The 17,567-nt window shown below is 72.0% G+C and carries 16 protein-coding genes; 11 read left to right on the top strand and 5 right to left on the bottom strand.

What is annotated here, in order from left to right; all coding sequences use genetic code 11:
* Positions 1 to 24: 24 nt before the first annotated feature.
* Genes frr through dxr form a run of 5 tightly spaced genes read left to right on the top strand, consistent with a single transcriptional unit; the run spans position 25 to position 4,344 of the window.
* Entirely contained in the window at positions 25 to 582 is a 558-nt protein-coding gene (gene frr, locus ASG23_RS05085) for a ribosome recycling factor (protein WP_056021202.1), read from the top strand.
* Positions 582 to 1,424: a phosphatidate cytidylyltransferase gene (locus ASG23_RS05080; RefSeq protein WP_056021199.1), complete on the top strand. Its 843-nt coding sequence runs from the start codon at positions 582 to 584 to the stop codon at positions 1,422 to 1,424. Before frr ends, ASG23_RS05080 begins: the two co-directional genes overlap by 1 nt.
* 31 nt (positions 1,425 to 1,455) lie before the next feature.
* Entirely contained in the window at positions 1,456 to 2,583 is a 1,128-nt protein-coding gene (gene rlmN, locus ASG23_RS05075) for a 23S rRNA (adenine(2503)-C(2))-methyltransferase RlmN (RefSeq protein ID WP_056021196.1), read from the top strand.
* Positions 2,580 to 3,134, top strand: coding sequence for a DivIVA domain-containing protein (locus ASG23_RS05070; RefSeq protein ID WP_056021194.1), 555 nt, complete (start codon positions 2,580 to 2,582; stop codon positions 3,132 to 3,134). The genes rlmN and ASG23_RS05070 overlap by 4 nt, the downstream gene beginning before the upstream one ends.
* A gap of 52 nt (positions 3,135 to 3,186) precedes the next feature.
* Entirely contained in the window at positions 3,187 to 4,344 is a 1,158-nt protein-coding gene (gene dxr, locus ASG23_RS05065) for a 1-deoxy-D-xylulose-5-phosphate reductoisomerase (protein ID WP_235520892.1), read from the top strand.
* A gap of 4 nt (positions 4,345 to 4,348) precedes the next feature.
* On the opposite strand, the gene ASG23_RS05060 is transcribed toward dxr, so the two are convergent.
* Positions 4,349 to 5,704 carry an NAD(P)/FAD-dependent oxidoreductase gene (locus ASG23_RS05060; protein ID WP_056021190.1) on the bottom strand — a complete coding sequence of 452 codons (1,356 nt, stop codon included), beginning with the start codon at positions 5,702 to 5,704 and terminating at the stop codon, positions 4,349 to 4,351.
* Positions 5,705 to 5,795: 91 nt separating this feature from the next.
* The gene (locus ASG23_RS05055; RefSeq protein ID WP_056021188.1) at positions 5,796 to 6,272 is read right to left on the bottom strand and encodes an Lrp/AsnC family transcriptional regulator; all 477 of its coding nucleotides are present in this window, start codon (positions 6,270 to 6,272) and stop codon (positions 5,796 to 5,798) included.
* 173 nt (positions 6,273 to 6,445) lie between these two features.
* On the opposite strand from ASG23_RS05055, the gene ASG23_RS05050 reads away from it, so the two are divergent.
* The gene (locus ASG23_RS05050) at positions 6,446 to 7,891 is read left to right on the top strand and encodes a gamma-aminobutyraldehyde dehydrogenase (RefSeq protein ID WP_056021186.1); all 1,446 of its coding nucleotides are present in this window, start codon (positions 6,446 to 6,448) and stop codon (positions 7,889 to 7,891) included.
* A gap of 6 nt (positions 7,892 to 7,897) precedes the next feature.
* Here ASG23_RS05050 and gabT read toward each other — a convergent pair whose 3' ends face one another.
* On the bottom strand, positions 7,898 to 9,238 hold the full coding sequence (gene gabT / locus ASG23_RS05045; protein WP_056021184.1) for a 4-aminobutyrate--2-oxoglutarate transaminase: 1,341 nt from the start codon (positions 9,236 to 9,238) through the stop codon (positions 7,898 to 7,900).
* A gap of 205 nt (positions 9,239 to 9,443) precedes the next feature.
* Here gabT and ASG23_RS05040 point away from each other — a divergent pair, with 205 nt between their 5' ends.
* The 3 genes from ASG23_RS05040 to ASG23_RS05030 all read left to right on the top strand — a co-directional run bounded on the left by ASG23_RS05040 (position 9,444) and on the right by ASG23_RS05030 (position 13,002).
* A complete protein-coding gene (locus tag ASG23_RS05040; RefSeq protein WP_056022583.1) occupies positions 9,444 to 10,754 on the top strand; it encodes a M50 family metallopeptidase in 1,311 nt (436 codons plus the stop codon).
* Between the two features lie 91 nt (positions 10,755 to 10,845).
* Entirely contained in the window at positions 10,846 to 12,006 is a 1,161-nt protein-coding gene (ispG, locus tag ASG23_RS05035; RefSeq protein ID WP_056021182.1) for a flavodoxin-dependent (E)-4-hydroxy-3-methylbut-2-enyl-diphosphate synthase, read from the top strand.
* An 81-nt stretch (positions 12,007 to 12,087) separates the two neighbouring features.
* Complete coding sequence (locus tag ASG23_RS05030) at positions 12,088 to 13,002, top strand: GNAT family N-acetyltransferase (RefSeq protein WP_056021179.1); 915 nt, start codon at positions 12,088 to 12,090, stop codon at positions 13,000 to 13,002.
* A 7-nt stretch (positions 13,003 to 13,009) separates the two neighbouring features.
* Here the strand turns inward: ASG23_RS05030 and ASG23_RS05025 are convergent, their stop codons facing one another.
* Complete coding sequence (locus tag ASG23_RS05025; protein WP_056021176.1) at positions 13,010 to 13,900, bottom strand: Fpg/Nei family DNA glycosylase; 891 nt, start codon at positions 13,898 to 13,900, stop codon at positions 13,010 to 13,012.
* A gap of 66 nt (positions 13,901 to 13,966) precedes the next feature.
* Here ASG23_RS05025 and ASG23_RS05020 point away from each other — a divergent pair, with 66 nt between their 5' ends.
* Positions 13,967 to 15,763: a proline--tRNA ligase gene (locus ASG23_RS05020; RefSeq protein WP_056021173.1), complete on the top strand. Its 1,797-nt coding sequence runs from the start codon at positions 13,967 to 13,969 to the stop codon at positions 15,761 to 15,763.
* A 22-nt stretch (positions 15,764 to 15,785) separates the two neighbouring features.
* On the opposite strand, the gene ASG23_RS05015 is transcribed toward ASG23_RS05020, so the two are convergent.
* Positions 15,786 to 16,856, bottom strand: coding sequence for a DUF4439 domain-containing protein (locus tag ASG23_RS05015; RefSeq protein ID WP_056021170.1), 1,071 nt, complete (start codon positions 16,854 to 16,856; stop codon positions 15,786 to 15,788).
* Positions 16,857 to 16,985: 129 nt separating this feature from the next.
* Between ASG23_RS05015 and rimP the strand changes: the two genes are divergently transcribed.
* Entirely contained in the window at positions 16,986 to 17,567 is a 582-nt protein-coding gene (rimP, locus tag ASG23_RS05010; protein WP_056021167.1) for a ribosome maturation factor RimP, read from the top strand.

Genomic DNA, 17,567 nt, shown 5'->3' with positions numbered 1-17,567 from the left:
GACAATTCGCACGAAGGAGCTCCGGTGATCGACGAGACCCTCTTCGAGGCTGAAGAGAAGATGGACAAGGCCGTCGAGGTCGCCAAGGAGGACTTCTCGACGATCCGCACCGGTCGGGCCAACGCCGCGATGTTCTCCAAGGTGTTCGTCGACTACTACGGCAGCCCGACGCCGCTCCAGCAGCTGGCGTCGTTCAACGTCACCGAGGCACGCACGATCCTCGTCTCGCCGTTCGACAAGTCGTCGACCGTCGCGATCGAGAAGGCGCTGCGCGACTCGGACCTGGGCGTGAACCCGACCAACGACGGCAACGTCATCCGCATCGTCCTGCCCGCCCTCACGCAGGAGCGCCGCAAGGACTTCGTCAAGCTCGCGAAGTCCAAGGCGGAGGACGCCCGCATCTCGGTGCGCAACGTCCGGCGGCGGGCCAAGGAGGAGCTGGACCGCATCGTCAAGGACGGTGAGGCCGGCGAGGACGAGGTCTCTCGTGCGGAGAAGGAGCTCGAGTCCTTGACGAAGAAGCACGTGGACCTCATCGACCACCTGCTCGCGTCCAAGGAGAACGAGCTCCTCGAGGTCTGATGAGTCAGACAGCCATCGCCTCCACCCGGACCCCGCGCCCCGGTCGTGACCTCCCGGTCGCGATCGTGGTCGGCGTCGCCATGCTCGTCGCGGTGGTCGCGTCGCTGTTCATCCGCAAGGAGGCGTTCGCGGTCGTCGCCGTCCTGGCGGTCGGGGCCGGGCTCTGGGAGCTGGCGCAGGCGTTCACGCGCCGCAACATCCACCTCCCGCTGCTCCCGCTCCTGGTGGGCTCGGTCGGCATCCTGGTGTCGGCGTACACCGCCGGACCCGAGGCGCTGTTCGTCGCGTTCATGCTGACCGTCGGCGGTGTCGTCGTCTGGCGGGTGCTCGACGGGAGCGGCCAGCCCGCCCTGCGGGACGCGACCGCGGGGGCGTTCGCGGCGGCGTACCTGCCGTTCCTCGGCGGCTTCGTCATGATGATGCTCGCCGAGCCCGACGGCGCTGCCCGCGTGATGCTGTTCATCCTCCTGTGCGTCGCCAGCGACGTCGGCGGGTACACGGTGGGCGTCCTGCTCGGCAGGCACCCCCTCGCTCCGTCGGTGAGCCCGAAGAAGACCTGGGAGGGCCTGGCCGGCTCGCTTGTGCTCGCGTGCGTCGTCGGCGTGGTGGGTGTGCAGGTCGCGTTCGACGGGGAGCCGCTGGTCGGCGTGATCCTCGGCCTGGCCACGGTGGTGACCGCCACGCTCGGCGACCTCTCCGAGTCGCTGCTCAAGCGCGACCTCGAGCTCAAGGACATGGGTCGGCTGGTGCCGGGCCACGGCGGCCTGCTGGACCGGCTCGACTCGCTCGTCCTGACCGCCCCCGCCGTGTACGTGGTCCTCACGGTCTTCCAGCCCGCGTGACACTTCCTAGTCCGAGAGGGGGTACACGGCTATGACCGGTACACCCGTGCGCCTCGACCTTTCCTCGCCCAGCCGGGGACCCCGGGGCAAGCCACCCAAGCACTTCGTCGACCTCACGCCCGAGCAGCGGATCGAGGCTGTCACCGAGCTGGGCGAGAAGCCGTTCCGCGCCAAGCAGCTGGCGACGCACTACTTCACGCACCTCACCAACGACCCGGCCCTGATGACGGACCTGCCGAAGGCGACGCGGGACAAGCTGGTCGAGGGCCTGTTCCCGCAGCTGCTGACGGCGCACCGCACGCAGACGGCGGACAAGGGCACCACGGTCAAGACGCTGTGGCACCTGTTCGACGGCGCGAAGGTCGAGTCCGTCCTGATGCGGTACGCCAACCGCACGACGCTGTGCGTCTCGAGCCAGGCGGGCTGCGGGCTCGCGTGCTCGTTCTGCGCGACGGGCCAGCTCGGTCTGACGCGCAACCTGTCCACGGCGGAGATCGTCGAGCAGGTCCGTGCGGCGGCGCGCTCGCTGGCCGACGGTGAGGTGCCCGGCGGTCCGACCCGCCTGAGCAACGTCGTGTTCATGGGCATGGGCGAGCCGCTCGCCAACTACAAGTCCGTGATGGAGACCGTCCGGCGCCTGGTCGCCCCGGCACCCGACGGCCTCGGCATGTCAGCCCGGAACGTGACCGTCTCGACCGTCGGGATGGTGCCGGCGATGGACCGCCTCGCCAAGGAGGGCATCCCGGTCACGCTCGCCCTGTCGCTGCACGCCCCGGACGACGAGCTGCGCAGCGAGCTGGTGCCGGTGAACACGCGCTGGAGCGTCGACGAGGCGCTCGACTCCGCGCACCGCTACTTCGAGATCACCGGCCGGCGCGTCTCCATCGAGTACGCGCTGATCCGGGACATCAACGACCACGCCTGGCGCGCGGACCTCCTGGGGGAGAAGCTCAACGCCCGCGGTCGCGGCTGGGTGCACTGCAACCCGATCCCGCTGAACCCGACGCCGGGCTCGAAGTGGACCGCGAGCGATCCCCGGGTCGAGCAGGAGTTCGTGGCACGCTTGCGGGCGCACGGGATCCCGACGACTATCCGGGACACGCGCGGCAGTGAGATCGACGGCGCCTGCGGACAGCTGGCAGCGGAGGAGGACGAGTGAGCGACGGGATGTTCCGGACCGTCTCGGGCGTGAAGCAGGGGTACGACCCGGACGAGGTCGACGACTTCTTCGCCCACGCACGCGCCGTCTACGAGCAGGGCCCGGCCTCCGGGCTGGCCAGCAAGGACGTCCGTGGCGTCGCGTTCGACATGGTGCGAGGCGGGTACGTCACCGCGGCGGTCGACGCGGCGCTCGACCGGTTGGAGGCCGCGTTCGTCGCTCGGGCCCGAGCGGAGTACGTCGCGACGAAGGGCCAGCAGGGGTGGATGGATCACCTCAGCGAGCAGGCGCGCACGCTGTACGGCCGCCTCGGTCGTCCCGACGGGGACCGGTTCGCCCCGCCGGAGGGTCGCCAGCAGGGCTACGAGCCGGCCGACGTCGACGAGCTGTGCCAGCGCCTCGTCGCCTACTTCGACAAGGGCACCCCGCTGTCGGCCGCCGAGGTCCGGTCCGCGACGTTCCGCCGCCGCAAGGGTCGCAACGCGTACGCGGAGGGCCCGGTCGACGCCTTCCTGGCCCGCGCGGTCGAGGTTCTGCTCGGCGTCGAGTGAGCTGGTAGTCAGCACGGTGCTCGACGCACGGACGATGCACGAAGATTGCACCGTGACACAGCGCAGCGTCGTCCTCCTCGGGTCCACCGGGTCCATCGGCACCCAGGCTGTCGACGTCATCACCCGCAACCCTGACCGGTTCTCCGTGACGGGTCTGTCCGCGGGTGGAGGGGGCGTCGACCTGCTGGTTCGGCAGGCCCGAGAGCTGGGGGTGTCGACGGTCGCGGTCGCCGACCCTCGCGCAGAGTCGCCGCTGCGGGACGCCCTGCCCGGGATCGAGGTCCTGGTGGGCCCGCAGGCGTCGACAGAGCTGGCCGGTCGCGGGGCGGACGTCGTCCTGAATGGCGTCACCGGCTCGGTCGGGCTGGGTCCGACGCTCGCCGCCCTGCGGGCGGGCAGCACGCTCGCGCTGGCCAACAAGGAGTCGCTCGTCGTGGGCGGTCGGCTGGTGCACGCCGCGCGGCAGCGCCCGGACCAGATCGTGCCCGTCGACTCCGAGCACTCGGCCATCGCGCAGGCGTTGCGCGGCGGCACCCATCCCGAGGTCCGCCGGATCATCCTCACGGCGTCCGGGGGGCCCTTCCGCGGCTGGTCCCACGACGACGTCAAGGCGGTCACCCCGCGGCAGGCGCTCGCGCACCCCACGTGGTCGATGGGCCCGGTCGTGACGATCAACTCCTCGACGCTGATGAACAAGGGCCTCGAGCTGATCGAGGCGCACCTGCTGTTCGACGTGCCGGTCGCGGACATCACCGTGGTGGTGCACCCGCAGTCGGTGGTGCACTCGATGGTCGAGTTCGTCGACGGCTCCACGCTGGCACAGGCGTCGCCGCCGGACATGCGCCTCCCCATCGCCCTCGGGCTGTCGTGGCCTGACCGGGTGCCGCAGGTCGCGCCGCCGTGCGACTGGGCGCAGGCCACGGCCTGGACCTTCGAGCCCTTGGACGAGGACGTCTTCGCGGCCGTGCGGCTGGCGCGCGAGGCGGTGGCCACGTCCGCGACGCACCCGGCGGTCTACAACGCGGCGAACGAGGAGTGCGTCGAGGCGTTCCTGGCCGGCCGGATCGGCTTCCTGGACATCGTGACGACGGTCGAGCGGGTGCTCGGGGAGCACGAGGGCACCGCGCCGGACGACCTGACGCTCGACGCCGTCCTGGCCGCCGAGGTCTGGGCCCGGGCCCGCGCGCAGGAGATCCTGGCGCGCGCCTGACGGCTCAGTGCCCGAGCACCTGGCTCAGCAGATCGTCCAGCCGGCTGTGGTGACCGGTCCGTGCCTCGGTGCGGTCCGCCCACGCCGACGCCCTCTGGGCAGCGGTGATGCCCGCCCAGCGCACCGGCTCCGGCTCCCAGGCCGGGGAGCGGTGGCCCACCCACGGCAGCCTGACCAGGTCGCTGTCCGCCCCGGTGAGCAGGTCCGCGAGCGTCCTGCCCGCGAGGTTGCTCAGCGCGACACCGTCGCCGACGTACCCGCCCGCCCAGGCGATGCCGGTCTCGGCGTCGAGCCCCACGGACGGGTGCCCGTCGCGCGGCACGCCGAGGGGACCGCCCCAGTGGTGGGTGATCTCGGCCCGTTCGAGCACCGGGAACAGGTCGACGAGCTCCCGCACCAGGTGCGCGGCGCTGGAGTCGTCGTGGTCGTATCTCGGCCGGATGGCGGAGCCCAGGTGGTGGGGCGCTCCCCGCCCACCGAACGCGAGGCGGTCGTCGGTGGTGCGCTGGCCGTGCACGACCAGGTGTCGCGCATCAGTGAACGTCTGCGCGCGCTCCAGCCCGATCTGCGCCCAGACCTCGGGCGGCAGCGGCTCCGTGGCGATCATGTGGGAGTAGACCGGTGCGACGTCGCGACGCGACCCGGGCAGGTGCCCGCTCCAGGCCTCCGTCGCACGGACCACCCAGCGGGCGCGGACGATGCCGTGGTCGGTGACGACCGCGCGGGGCGAGAGGCGCATTGCGCGTGTCCCCTCGGCCAGCCGAGCGCCGCGCGACAGCACGACGTCCAGGAGCCCGCGGACCAGCCGCGCCGGGTGGACCCGAGCACAGTCGGGCGTGAACGAGCCACCCACCGCCCCGGCCACGTGGACGTGCTCGGCCACCCCGTCGGCGCCGAGCAGGTGCGACTCGTCACCCCACCGGGCGTCGGCGGCGACGGCGTCGGCCACGCGCTCAAGCTGCGGGCGGTTGCGGGCGACGGTGACGGTGCCACCGAAGGCGAAGCCGCAGTCGATCAGCTCCGCGGCGGCGACCCCGCCCACCTCGACCACGGTGTCCCGCATCGCGGCGCGCATCGCGGTGGCGGCGTCGCGACCGTGCCGACGAGCCAGCTCGTCGGCCGACAACGGCAGGAGCGCGGAGCACCAGCCGCCGTTGCGTCCGCTCGCCCCGAAGCCCGCGACGTGCGCCTCGACCAGGAGCACGTCGAGCGACGGGTCCGCCTCGAGCAGGTAATACGCGGTCCAGAGTCCCGTCAGGCCGGCCCCGACGATGACGACGTCTGCCTGGGCGTCCCCGTCGAGCGGGTCGAGCGCGGCGCGCTCCTCGACCTGGTCGGACCAGAGCGGCCGTCCCGTCACCGACGGGCCCAGGCGTCGGTGAGCACGCTCCGCAGCATCCCCGGGATCTCCCGGGTCGCCGCGGCGCCGGTCGTGCCGGTGGGTGTCCTGCTCATCTGGTCCCCCAGTTGTAGGGCTGCTTGCGCAGCCTCAGGTAGACGAACGTCTCGGTAATCCGCACCCCGGGGAGCGTGCGGATCTTCTGGTTGAGCACCTCGAGGAGGTGGTCGTCGTCCTCGCACACGACCTCGCACAGCAGGTCGAAGCCGCCGGCGGTGATCACGACGTAGTCCACCTCGGTCATCTCGGCGAGCGCGTCGGCGACGATCGAGAGGTCACCCTCGCACTTCAGGCCGATCATCGCCTGCCGCGAGAAGCCCACCTGCAGCGGGTCGGTCACGGCGACGATCTGCATGACGCCGGAGTCCGTGAGGCGCTGGACACGCTGGCGCACGGCGGCCTCGGACAACCCGATCGCCTTGCCGATGGTCGCGTAGGGTCGCCGGCCGTCTTCCTGGAGCTGTTCGACGATCGCCTTGGAGACGTCGTCCAGTGCCGGGTGCCCCGGTGCTGCTCTGCGTGTGCCCACCCGCCGATGGTGGTGCGCAGGAGGGCCTCGTGCAAGGGAATCCGTCGTGACAGGCCGTGAGGACTTCTGATTCCGGCGTCCACGGTGGTCCGGTCGGCCGAACCGGCCCTCCGGGCTCCCGCCCGGAGGTGGAGCGGCGTAGCGTGCGGCGCACCGACCGTGAGGAGAGACCCGTGAGCCAGACCGCCGAGCTGATCGAGCTGCGCAACGTGATCGGAGGCGCCGAGCGGCCTGCTGCGGACGGTCGCACGACGTCGGTGATCGACCCGTCGACAGGGCAGGAGTACGCCCGTGCTCCGCTGTCCGGCACGACGGACGTCGACGCGGCCTACGGTGCCGCGTCAGAGGCGTTCACCACCTGGGGTCGCACCACACCGGCGGAGCGCCAGCTGGCGCTGCTGCGCCTCGCCGACGCGATCGAGCAGCGCGCCGAGGACTTCGTCGCGGTCGAGTCCCGCAACACCGGCAAGCCGCTGCACCTGACCGCCACCGACGAGGTGCCGCCCTGCGTCGACCAGCTGCGGTTCTTCGCCGGCGCGGCCCGCGTGCTCGACGGGCTGAGCGCGGGGGAGTACATGGCGGGTCACACCTCCTGGGTGCGGCGTGAGCCGGTCGGGGTCGTCGGTCAGGTGACGCCCTGGAACTACCCGCTGATGATGGCGATCTGGAAGATCGCCCCGGCGCTCGCGGCCGGCAACACGATCGTCCTCAAGCCGTCGGACACGACGCCCGCCTCGACGCTGCTGCTCGGGCAGGTGGCCAACGAGGTGCTCCCGCCCGGGGTCCTCAACGTCGTCTGCGGTGACCGCGACACCGGCCGGGCCCTCGTCTCCCACCAGCGACCCGACATGGTGGCCATCACCGGGTCGGTGCGCGCGGGATCACAGGTGGCCGCCGCCGCCGCGGCGAACGTCAAGCGCGTCCACCTGGAGCTGGGCGGCAAGGCGCCGGTGATCGTGTTCGCCGACGCGGACCTCGCCGCCGCCGCCGAGGGCATCGCGGGCGCCGGGTACTACAACGCGGGCCAGGACTGCACGGCGGCCACCCGCGTGCTCGTGCACGCGTCCGTGCACGACGACTTCGTCGCGGCGCTCGCGGAGGCGGCCAAGGGTCAGCGCACCGGAGTGCCCAGCGACCCGGAGGTCGCGTTCGGTCCCGTGAACAACGCGCTGCAGCTGGACCGGGTGACCGGCTTCCTCGACCGGCTCCCGGACCACGCGGCGATCCTGGCCGGCGGGCACCGTGTCGGGGACGTCGGGTACTTCGTCGAGGCGACTGTCGTGGCGGGGCTCCAGCAGGACGACGAGGCCGTGCAGGACGAGATCTTCGGGCCGGTCATCACGGTCCAGACGTTCACCGACGAGGACGAGGCGATCACGCTGGCGAACGGCGTGCGGTACGGGCTGTCGAGCTCGGTGTGGACGCAGAACCACGGTCGGGCGCTGCGGGTGTCCCGCGCGCTGGACTTCGGCGTGGTCTGGATCAACACCCACATCCCGTTCGTGGCGGAGATGCCGCACGGCGGGTTCAAGCACTCCGGGTACGGCAAGGACCTGTCGATGTACGGCTTCGAGGACTACACCCGCATCAAGCACGTGATGTCTGCGTTCGACGCCTGAGCCCGCCTACAGTGCGCGGACCGCGTCCTCGAGCACGGTCAGGGCCTCGTCGAGGAGGTCGTGCCCGATGACCAGCGGGGGGAGCAGGCGCAGGACGTTCCCCCAGGTCCCGCAGGTGAGCACAAGGACGCCCTGTGCCGCGCACGCCGCCGCGACCCGCTGGGCGCCGGCCTTGTCGGGCTCGAGCGTCCCAGGGGTGACCAGCTCGAGTGCGAGCATCGCTCCTCGCCCACGCACGTCCGCCACGGCCGGGACCTCGTCCCGGAGGGTCGTCAGCCGGGGGACGACGACCGCCTCGATCGCCCGCGCAGCGGCCGCCAGGTCGTCACGCTCGTAGATCTCGATCGACGCCAGAGCCGCGGCGCACGCGAGGGGGTTCCCGCCGAACGTGCCGCCCAGCCCACCGGCGTGCACGGCATCGAGCAGCTCGGCGCGCCCGGTGACTGCGCCCAGCGGCAGCCCACCCGCGATGCCCTTCGCCATGGCGACGAGGTCGGGCACGACCCCCTCGTGCTCCATGGCGAACATCGCGCCGGTCCGGGCGAACCCGGTCTGCACCTCGTCGGCGACGAGCACGATCCCGCGGTCGGCCGCCCACGTGGCGAGCGTCGACAGGAACCCCGGCGCCGGGACGACGAAGCCCCCTTCACCGAGGATCGGCTCGACGACGAGTGCTGCCACCTGGTCGGCGCCCACCTGGCGCTCCGCCACACCGATGGCCCGCAGCGCCGCCTGCGTGCCGGTCATCCCCGCGGGGTCCCGCAGCGGGTAGGACGCCGGCACGCGGTAGACCTCGCCCGCGAACGGGCCGAAGCCCGTCTTGTAGGGCATGGCCCGCGCGGTCATCGCCATCGTGAGGTTGGTGCGCCCGTGGTAGGCGTGGTCGAGCACGAGGACCGCCGGACGGCCGGTGGCGCGGCGCGCGATCTTCACCGCGTTCTCGACGGCCTCGGCGCCCGAGTTGACCAGGACCGACCGCTTGTCGTGGGTGCCGGGGGTGATCCGCGCCAGCGCCTCGCACACGGCGACGTACTCCTCGTACGGGCTGATCATGAAGCAGGTGTGCGTGAAGTCCGCCGCCTGTGCGGCGACCGCCGCGACGACCTCCGGCGCGCTCGATCCGACGGACGTGACCGCGATGCCGGAGCCCAGGTCGATCAGCACGTTCCCGTCGACGTCCTCGATCACCGCACCCGCCGCTCGGTTCACGTACACCGGGAGCGTCGACGAGACCCCGGCGGCGACCGCGGCAGCGCGCCGCGCGCCCAGGGCGATCGAGCGCGGTCCGGGGATCGGTGTGTGCAGGACGCGGCGCTGCTCGAGGGGAGGGGCGGAAACGGTGGTCATGAGGGGACGCTAGTGCCGATCTCGTGCTCGGAAAAGGATCACACGACGAAATCCGCCGACCGCCATTCCACCTGGCCATCGAGCTGATCGGGTGACCGCGGCGGGCGTGCAGGAGGTTCCCAGGGACACGAGGCAAGATGTCCTCCGCGGTGTCGACGAGACCCGTTCTCTGCGCGTGCGTGCGGGGCTGCTGACGGAGGGGTCGATGGAGTACCTGGTCGCTGTACTCATCGTGTTCGTGGTGCTTCTGCTGTCCATCGGGCTGCACGAGGTCGGCCACATGGTGCCCGCCAAGCGCTTCGGCGTCCGGGTGAGCCACTACATGGTCGGCTTCGGCCCGACGCTGTGGTCGCGCACGAAGGGCGAGACCGAGTACGGGCTCAAGGCGATCCCGCTCGGTGGCTACGTCCGCCTCGTCGGCATGTACCCGCCCGAAGCTGCCGTGGGCAACCCGCCGGCGCGCACCTGGACCGGCCGGCTCGCACGCGACGCCCGGCAGGCCAGCGCCGAGGAGATCCGTCCCGGCGAGGACGCCCGCGCCTTCTACCACCTGTCCACGCCCAAGAAGCTGGTCGTGATGCTCGGCGGGCCCGTCATGAACCTGGTCATCGCGTTCTTCCTGATGGCGATCGTGCTGGTCGGGATCGGCCTGCCGACGTTCACCACGAACCTCGCGAGCGTGTCCACCTGCGTCATCCCGGTCGACGCCGACCAGTCGTTCGAGTGCACGGCGGCCGATGACGCCGCGCCGGCCGCCGCGGCCGGCATCGAGCCGGGGGACAGCGTCGTGTCCTACGACGGCACCGAGATCACGTCCTGGGACCAGCTCTCCGGCCTGATCCGAGCCTCCGACGCCGAGGCCGTCCCGATCGTCGTCGAGCGCGACGGCGAGCTGGTGGACCTCACGATCACGCCCGTCGTGGCGGACCGTCCCGTGTACGACGAGGCCGACAACCCGGTCCTCGACAGCGCGGGAGACCCGGTGACCGAGTCCGTCGGCTTCCTCGGGATCACCCCGTCGCGGGAGCTGGTCCGGCAGTCCCCGGTGAGCGTGCCGGTCGCGGTCGCCGACACCACCTGGCAGACGATCAAGGTCGTCTCCACTCTGCCCGCCCGCGTCGGGGACCTGGTCGAGTCGCAGGTGAACGGCACCCCGCGCGACGCCGACAGCATCATCGGCGTGGTCGGCGTCGGTCGGTTCGCCGGGGAGATCGCCTCGGTCGACGGCATCGAGTGGCAGCTCAAGGCTGCGGCCCTGCTCCAGATGCTCGCCGCGCTGAACATCGCCCTGTTCGTGTTCAACCTCATCCCCCTTCCGCCGCTCGACGGTGGGCACGTGGCCGCCGCCCTCTGGGAGGGTGGCCGACGGCAGGTCGCGCGTCTGCGGGGGCTGCCTCGGCCGGGTCCGTTCGACTCGGCCAAGCTGGTCCCGCTCGCGTACTCGGTGTTCGTCCTGCTCGGTGCGGTGGGTCTCCTGCTCATCTACGCCGACATCGTCAACCCGGTCCAGATCTGACGAGGTCCGACGCGTGGTAACCCTGGGGTGATCTCGTGCACACCCGCCTCCCCGGGCGGGCGCGTGACCGACCGGGTGCGATGATGAGCGCGTGAGCATCCCGATCAGCCTCGGCATGCCGGAGGCGCCCCCCTTGGTCCTGGCACCCCGGCGGAAGACCCGCAAGATCAAGGTCGGCAAGATCGACGTCGGCGGCGACGCCCCGGTCAGCGTCCAGTCGATGTGCACGACGCAGACGACAGACATCAACGCGACGCTGCAGCAGATCGCCGAGCTGACCGCCGCCGGCTGCGACATCGTCCGCGTGGCCGTCCCGACGCAGGACGACGCGGACGCGCTGCCCGCCATCGCGCACAAGTCGCAGATCCCCGTGATCGCGGACATCCACTTCCAGCCGAAGTACGTCTTCGCGGCCATCGACGCCGGCTGTGCCGCGGTCCGCGTGAACCCGGGCAACATCCGCAAGTTCGACGACCAGGTCAAGGAGATCGCCCGCGCGGCGACCGACGCCGGCACCTCGATCCGGATCGGTGTCAACGCCGGCTCGCTGGACCCGCGCCTGCTGGCCAAGTACGGCAAGGCCACCCCGGAGGCGCTCGTCGAGTCCGCCGTGTGGGAGGCGTCGCTGTTCGAGGAGCACGGCTTCCGCGACTTCAAGATCTCCGTCAAGCACAACGACCCCGTGATCATGGTCCGCGCCTACGAGCTGCTCTCCGAGCGTGGCGACTGGCCGCTGCACCTCGGCGTGACCGAGGCCGGTCCGGCGTTCCAGGGCACCATCAAGTCCGCGACCGCGTTCGGCGCCCTGCTCAGCAAGGGCATCGGCGACACCATCCGCGTGTCCCTGTCCGCGCCGCCCGTCGAGGAGGTCAAGGTCGGGATCCAGATCCTGCAGTCCCTCAACCTGCGCCCCCGCAAGCTCGAGATCGTCTCGTGCCCGTCGTGCGGTCGCGCCCAGGTCGACGTCTACTCGCTCGCCGAGCGCGTCACGGCCGGGCTCGAGGGCATGGAGGTGCCGCTGCGCGTCGCCGTCATGGGCTGCGTCGTCAACGGTCCCGGTGAGGCCCGCGAGGCGGACCTCGGCGTCGCTTCCGGCAACGGCAAGGGCCAGATCTTCGTGCGGGGTGAGGTCATCAAGACCGTGCCCGAGGCTCTCATCGTCGAGACGCTCATCGAGGAGGCCATGCGCCTCGCGGAGAGCATGGATCCCGTGGAGTCCGGCGACGGAGCGCCCGTCGTCACCGTCGGCTGACCCGCTGCTGCCGCCCGGCGTTCACTCGATCGACGTGTGGGAGATGGGGTGAAGCGGACGCCCGTGGTGCAGGATCTACCCATGGTGCAACGCCGCGCTGCTCTGCTCGACGGTCGGGCCGGAGGTCGCGTCCTCGGGGACGTCGACCTCGAGGCCGCCCTCGCTGTGTGCGCGCGCGACGCGGTCGGTTCCGTCCTCGCGACCTCCCGGCTCGAGCAGGCTGTCGGACGGACGCTGCGCGCCGCGGGTGGGACGCTCTGGGGCTACGAGGAGAACGGCGAGCTTCTCGCCGTCTGCTACGCCGGAGCGAACATGGTTCCGGTCGTCCCGGTGGACGACCCCCAGGTGGTGAATCGCGCGCTCGACGCCTTCGCCGGGCTCGCGCGCGGGCAGGGCCGACGCTGCTCGTCGATCGTGGGACCCGCCGAGGCGGTGCTCGGGCTGTGGGGCAGGCTCCGCTACTTCTGGCCGGCCGCCCGGGAGGTCCGCGACGACCAGCCGTCGATGGTGATCGAGCACGCGCCGCTGATCGGGGCCGACCCCCGCGTGCGCCGGTCCCGGCCCGAGGAGTTCGACACGGTGCTCCCGGCATGCGTCCGGATGTTCACCGAGGAGGTCGGCTACTCGCCCGTCAGCGGCCCCGGCGGACCGTACGAGACGCGGGTGCACGGTCTGATCGCCCAGGGGCGCTCGTTCGTGCGCATCGACCCGCCGGCGGGCGTCGCCGGCCGTCGACGCTCGGGTGACGTCGTGTTCAAGGCCGAGCTCGGTGCCGTTGCCGGGGGAGTGGCGCAGGTCCAGGGTGTGTGGGTGGCGCCGGACCGGCGCGGCGAACGGCTGTCCGAGGCTGGGATGGCCGCCGTGGTGCAGATCACCCGGGGCGAGGTGGCACCGTTGGTGTCGCTCTACGTGAACAGCTACAACACGCGGGCGCTCGCGGCGTACCGCGCGGTGGGCTTCCGGCAGGTCGGCACCTACGCGACCGTCCTGTTCTGAACGCGCCTCAGCGCAGGAGCCGGGACATCCGCCGGTCGGCGAGCGGCTTGCCGCCGGTCTGGCAGGTGGGGCAGTACTGCAGGGACGAGTCCGCGAACGACACCTCGTGCACCGTGTCCCCGCAGGGCACGTCGTCCCACCCCGGGCACGGCTGACCCGTCCGCCCGTGCACCTTCATGCCGCGGCGTTTGGCGTCCTTGAGCTCGGCCGCGGGCTTTCCCGACGCCGACTCGACGGCACCGGTGAGCACCTCGCGGATCGCCTCCCAGAGGATCCGGGTGCGGTCCGCGTCGAACGACCTCGTCATCGCGAACGGGCTCATCCTGGCCGCGAGCAGGATCTCGTCCGAGTACGCGTTGCCGATCCCCGCGATCGTCCCCTGGTCGCGCAGCAGGCCTTTGACCTGCTGGTTGCGCGACGCGAGCAGCTCGGCCAGGCGGTCCTCCGTGAACTCGTCGGACAGCGGCTCCACGCCCAGCGACGCGATCTGTGCGACGTCGGTCGGGTCCTCGACGACGTGCACCGCGAGCCGTTTGCGGGTGCCCGCCTCGGTCAGGTCGAAGCCGGAGCCGTCGTCGAGGCGGACGCGCAGCGCGAGCGGTGACTTGCCGGGCCGGACAGGGTTGGTCGACAGCTGCTCCGACCAGCGCACCCACCCGGCGCGCGACAGGTGCCAGATCAGGTGCAGTGGCTCACCCGTGGGCGTCGCGACCATGAGGTCCAACCACTTGCCGTGCCGCTGCGCGTCGATCACGGTGCCGCCGACCAGCGCGTCGGGCGGTGGCCGGAACGTCTTCAGCGCGCTGATCGCGCCGATCGACACCTCGGTCACGACATGGCCGTCCGTCCGCCCGCGCAGGAACTGCGCGAGCGCCTCCACCTCGGGCAGCTCTGGCACGGCCCCATCGTGGCGTACGCCGGAATCTCGTGCGAGTCACATCGAGCGGGCAACTACGCTCCTCACATGCTCATCCGCCTGTCCCAGCTCTTCTTCCGCACTCTGCGTGAGGACCCGGTCGACGCCGAGGTCGCCAGCCACCGTCTGCTCGTGCGCGCGGGCTACATCCGCCGGGCCGCCCCCGGCATCTACACCTGGCTGCCGCTGGGTCTGCGGGTGCTGGCCAAGGTGGAGCAGGTCGTCCGCGAGGAGATGGCCGCGGCCGGCGCGCAGGAGGTCCACTTCCCCGCGCTGCTGCCCAAGGAGCCGTACGAGGCCACGGGCCGCTGGAGCGAGTACGGGCCGAACATCTTCCGGCTGAAGGACCGCAGGGGCGGTGACTACCTGCTCGCGCCCACGCACGAGGAGATGTTCACGCTGCTGGTCAAGGACCTGTACTCGTCGTACAAGGACCTGCCGCTCACGCTCTTCCAGATCCAGACGAAGTACCGCGACGAGGCGCGTCCGCGCGCCGGCCTCATGCGCGGACGCGAGTTCATCATGAAGGACGCCTACTCCTTCGACGTCGACGACGCCGGGCTCGAGGCCTCGTACCAGGCGCAGCGCGACGCCTACGAGCGCATCTTCACCAGGCTCGGACTCGAGTACGTCGTCGTCGCGGCCACGTCCGGCGCCATGGGTGGCTCGCGCTCCGAGGAGTTCCTCACGCCGACCCCGATCGGCGAGGACACCTTCGTGCGCTCGCCGGGCGGCTACTCAGCGAACGTCGAGGCGGTGACGACTGTCGTCCCCGACGACATCCCCTTCGACGACGCCCCGGCGGCCCACGTCGAGGACACCCCGGACACCCCGACCATCGACACCCTCGTCGCCGTCGCCAACGAGAAGTTCGCGCGCCCGGACCGGCCCTGGACCGCAGCCGACACGCTCAAGAACGTCGTCCTGGCCCTCGTCCACCCGAGCGGTGAGCGCGAGCTGCTCGTCGTCGGCCTGCCTGGCGACCGCGAGGTGGACCTCAAGCGCCTCGAGGCGGCCGTCGCGCCGGCCGAGGTGGAGGCCGCCGGCGACGCCGACTTCGCACCGCACCCGGAGCTCGTTCGCGGGTACCTCGGACCCGAGGTCCTCGGCCCGAACGTCCCTGTCGCCGACGGTGCCGAGCGCACTGCCATCCGCTACCTGCTTGACCCGCGCGTCGTGGCGGGCACCCGGTGGATCACCGGCGCCAACGAGCACGGCAAGCACGTGTTCGACCTCGTCGCCGGCCGGGACTTCACTGCGGACGGCACGGTCGAGGCGGCCGAGGTCCGCGCCGGGGACCCGGCACCGGACGGTTCCGGACCGCTCGAGCTCGCGCGCGGCATCGAGATCGGCCACATCTTCGCGCTCGGGCGCAAGTACGCCCAGGCGCTCGGCCTCACGGTGCTGGACCAGAACGGCAAGGCGCAGGTGGTGACGATGGGCTCCTACGGCGTGGGTGTCACCCGCGTGCTCGCCGCACTCGCCGAGGCGAACAACGACGAGCGCGGGCTGGCCTGGCCGGCGCACGTGGCCCCTGCGCACGTGCACGTCGTCGCCACGGGCAAGGACCCGGCCGTGTTCGAGGCTGCGGACGCGCTCGCCACCGAGCTGTCGTCGCGTGGCGTCGAGGTGCTCTACGACGACCGACCCGGCAAGGTCTCGCCCGGCGTGAAGTTCGCCGATGCGGAGCTCCTCGGTGTCCCGCTGGTGGTCGTCGTCGGCCGCGGCCTGGCCGAGGGCGTCGTCGAGGTCCGTCCGCGGGTCGGCGGGACGGCCGAGCAGGTGGCCGTCACCGAGGCGGCCGACCGGGTGTCGGCCCTCGTGGCGGAGCTGCTCACGGCCTGAAGCCGCACCCGGCCGAGCACACCTAGCCGGGCTGCTGGGCGCGTTCCGGCAGACCCGGGAACGGGACCGGTGTGGCGCCCCACGCGGCAGCGTCGACCGTGCCGCGGCGCAGGCCGTCGATGAGCGTCGACCGGTGACCGGGGTCGGCCAGGGCGACCGCGTTGGCGTGCGCGTCGGCGATCGAGGTCTCGAGCGTGCGGGCCAGAGCGCTGGAGACCGCGGGGTCCTCGAGCCCGGCGGGCAGCGTGTACGACGCGCGCCGCGGGTCCAGCGCGGAGCCGTCGATGCCGGCAGCGGCCGCCCAGTCCTCGCTCCGGTCGCGGTGCGCGGTCGCCGTCGCGAGCGCCGCGGAGCGCTGGTCTCCCGAGAGCTTGGCGGCGATCACCTCGAAGCCGTACCCGGCCTCGTCGTGCACGAACGCCAGTACGCCGACGTCATCGGTGCTCATCCCGGCGATGCCGGAGGTCGGCGTCGGGCTCGCCGTGCTGGTCGTGCTCGTCGGGCTCGGAGCCGGGTCGGTGGGTGGCACCTCGTCGGGGACCAGCGACGGCACCTCGACCCCGGTAGCCGCGGCGAGGCGCGTGGCCAGCTCCCCGCGGGCGGTCGCGACCGAGGCGACGAGCCGTGCGAGGGGGCCGTCGGTCACCGCGTCCGCGTCCGCGAGGGCGGTCCGGGTCGCCGTTCCCAGCTCCTCGAGCACCTCGGCCACGGAGGCGGTCGTCGGCGCGCCGGTCGCGGTGGGGGAGTCCGTCGGTGCCGGCAGCCCGGACACGTACACGCCGCCCAGCTGGTCGGCGTGCTGGTCGGAGAAGCTGGTCACGTCCGCCAGCACCGGAGCGACCGGCTCGACCGCGCCGTCGGGGAGCAGCACGGCCGCTGTCGCCGCGGCCGAGAGCGCAAGCGAGTCGGCGACCGTCCGGGCACGGACCTGCTCGACGGCGTCGGGGCTCGGCTCGACGGGCGGTGGTGTCTCCACCCGCAGACCGCAGGCGGCGAGCGTGAGAACCGTCACTGCCGCGGCCAGCGCGCGCGCGATCGAGCGAGTCGGGCGCGCGTGATCCCGGTGGCCTGCAGGGTTCTCGTCCACGCTCATCGCCGGTGATCCTGCCATGCCGAGGGGCCGCGGCCGTCGGGCACGCCCGGACTCGTTACTGTGGTCCCACAACATCACAGGGTCGCAACGTCGCTCGCCGACGACCCGCTGGACCGACAGGAGGCTGACATGGTCGCGCCAGCGCACGCAGAGCGGGTCCGGCACGTCGTGGAGCCGGCTGTCGCGGACGTGGGACTCGTGCTCGAGGACGTCACGGTGCGCAAGGCAGGCTCGCGCTCCGTCGTCGAGGTGGTCCTCGACGTGACGGAGGACGACGAGGGCGGCCTGGACCTCGACCGCGTGGCGGAGGCCACCCGTGCCGTCTCCGACGCCCTGGACGCTGCCGACGTCATCGTCGGTGAGTACACCCTCGACGTGATGAGCCCCGGCGTCGACCGCCCTCTGACGCAGCGCCGTCACTTCACGCACGCGGTGGGGCGCACGGTCACCGTGACGCTGTCGGACGGCGGGTCGCTGGCCGGCCGGCTGACCGAGGTGGACCGCTCGGGGCCCGACGACTCGATCGTCGTGGTGCCTGTGACACCGGGGCTCAAGGGTCGCAAGCCGGTGGTGGGCGAGCCCGTCCGTGTGTCCCTGTCGGAGGTGCGCCACGCGCACGTCGAGGTGGACCTGTCGGGCATCGGCCCTGTGGACGACGTGGACCAAGACGAGATAGCCGGCCACGACGCCGCTGCCGGCAAGGAGAGCTGA

Origin of the sequence: Cellulomonas sp. Leaf395 (genome assembly GCF_001424125.1) — a bacterium.
Classification (GTDB): Bacteria; Actinomycetota; Actinomycetes; order Actinomycetales; family Cellulomonadaceae; genus Cellulomonas.
Note: the sequence above shows the minus strand (reverse complement) of the source record. Positions and strands in the feature narration are given on the sequence as shown.

Coding starts and splice junctions, on each gene's coding strand:
- ASG23_RS05080 (WP_056021199.1), top strand. CDS start 582: ATGAGTCAGACAGCCATCGCCTCCACCCGGACCCCGCGCCCCGGTCGT.
- rlmN (WP_056021196.1), top strand. CDS start 1,456: ATGACCGGTACACCCGTGCGCCTCGACCTTTCCTCGCCCAGCCGGGGA.
- gabT (WP_056021184.1), bottom strand. CDS start 9,238: ATGACCACCGTTTCCGCCCCTCCCCTCGAGCAGCGCCGCGTCCTGCAC.
- ASG23_RS05040 (WP_056022583.1), top strand. CDS start 9,444: ATGGAGTACCTGGTCGCTGTACTCATCGTGTTCGTGGTGCTTCTGCTG.
- ASG23_RS05030 (WP_056021179.1), top strand. CDS start 12,088: ATGGTGCAACGCCGCGCTGCTCTGCTCGACGGTCGGGCCGGAGGTCGC.
- ASG23_RS05020 (WP_056021173.1), top strand. CDS start 13,967: ATGCTCATCCGCCTGTCCCAGCTCTTCTTCCGCACTCTGCGTGAGGAC.
- ASG23_RS05015 (WP_056021170.1), bottom strand. CDS start 16,856: ATGAGCGTGGACGAGAACCCTGCAGGCCACCGGGATCACGCGCGCCCG.
- rimP (WP_056021167.1), top strand. CDS start 16,986: ATGGTCGCGCCAGCGCACGCAGAGCGGGTCCGGCACGTCGTGGAGCCG.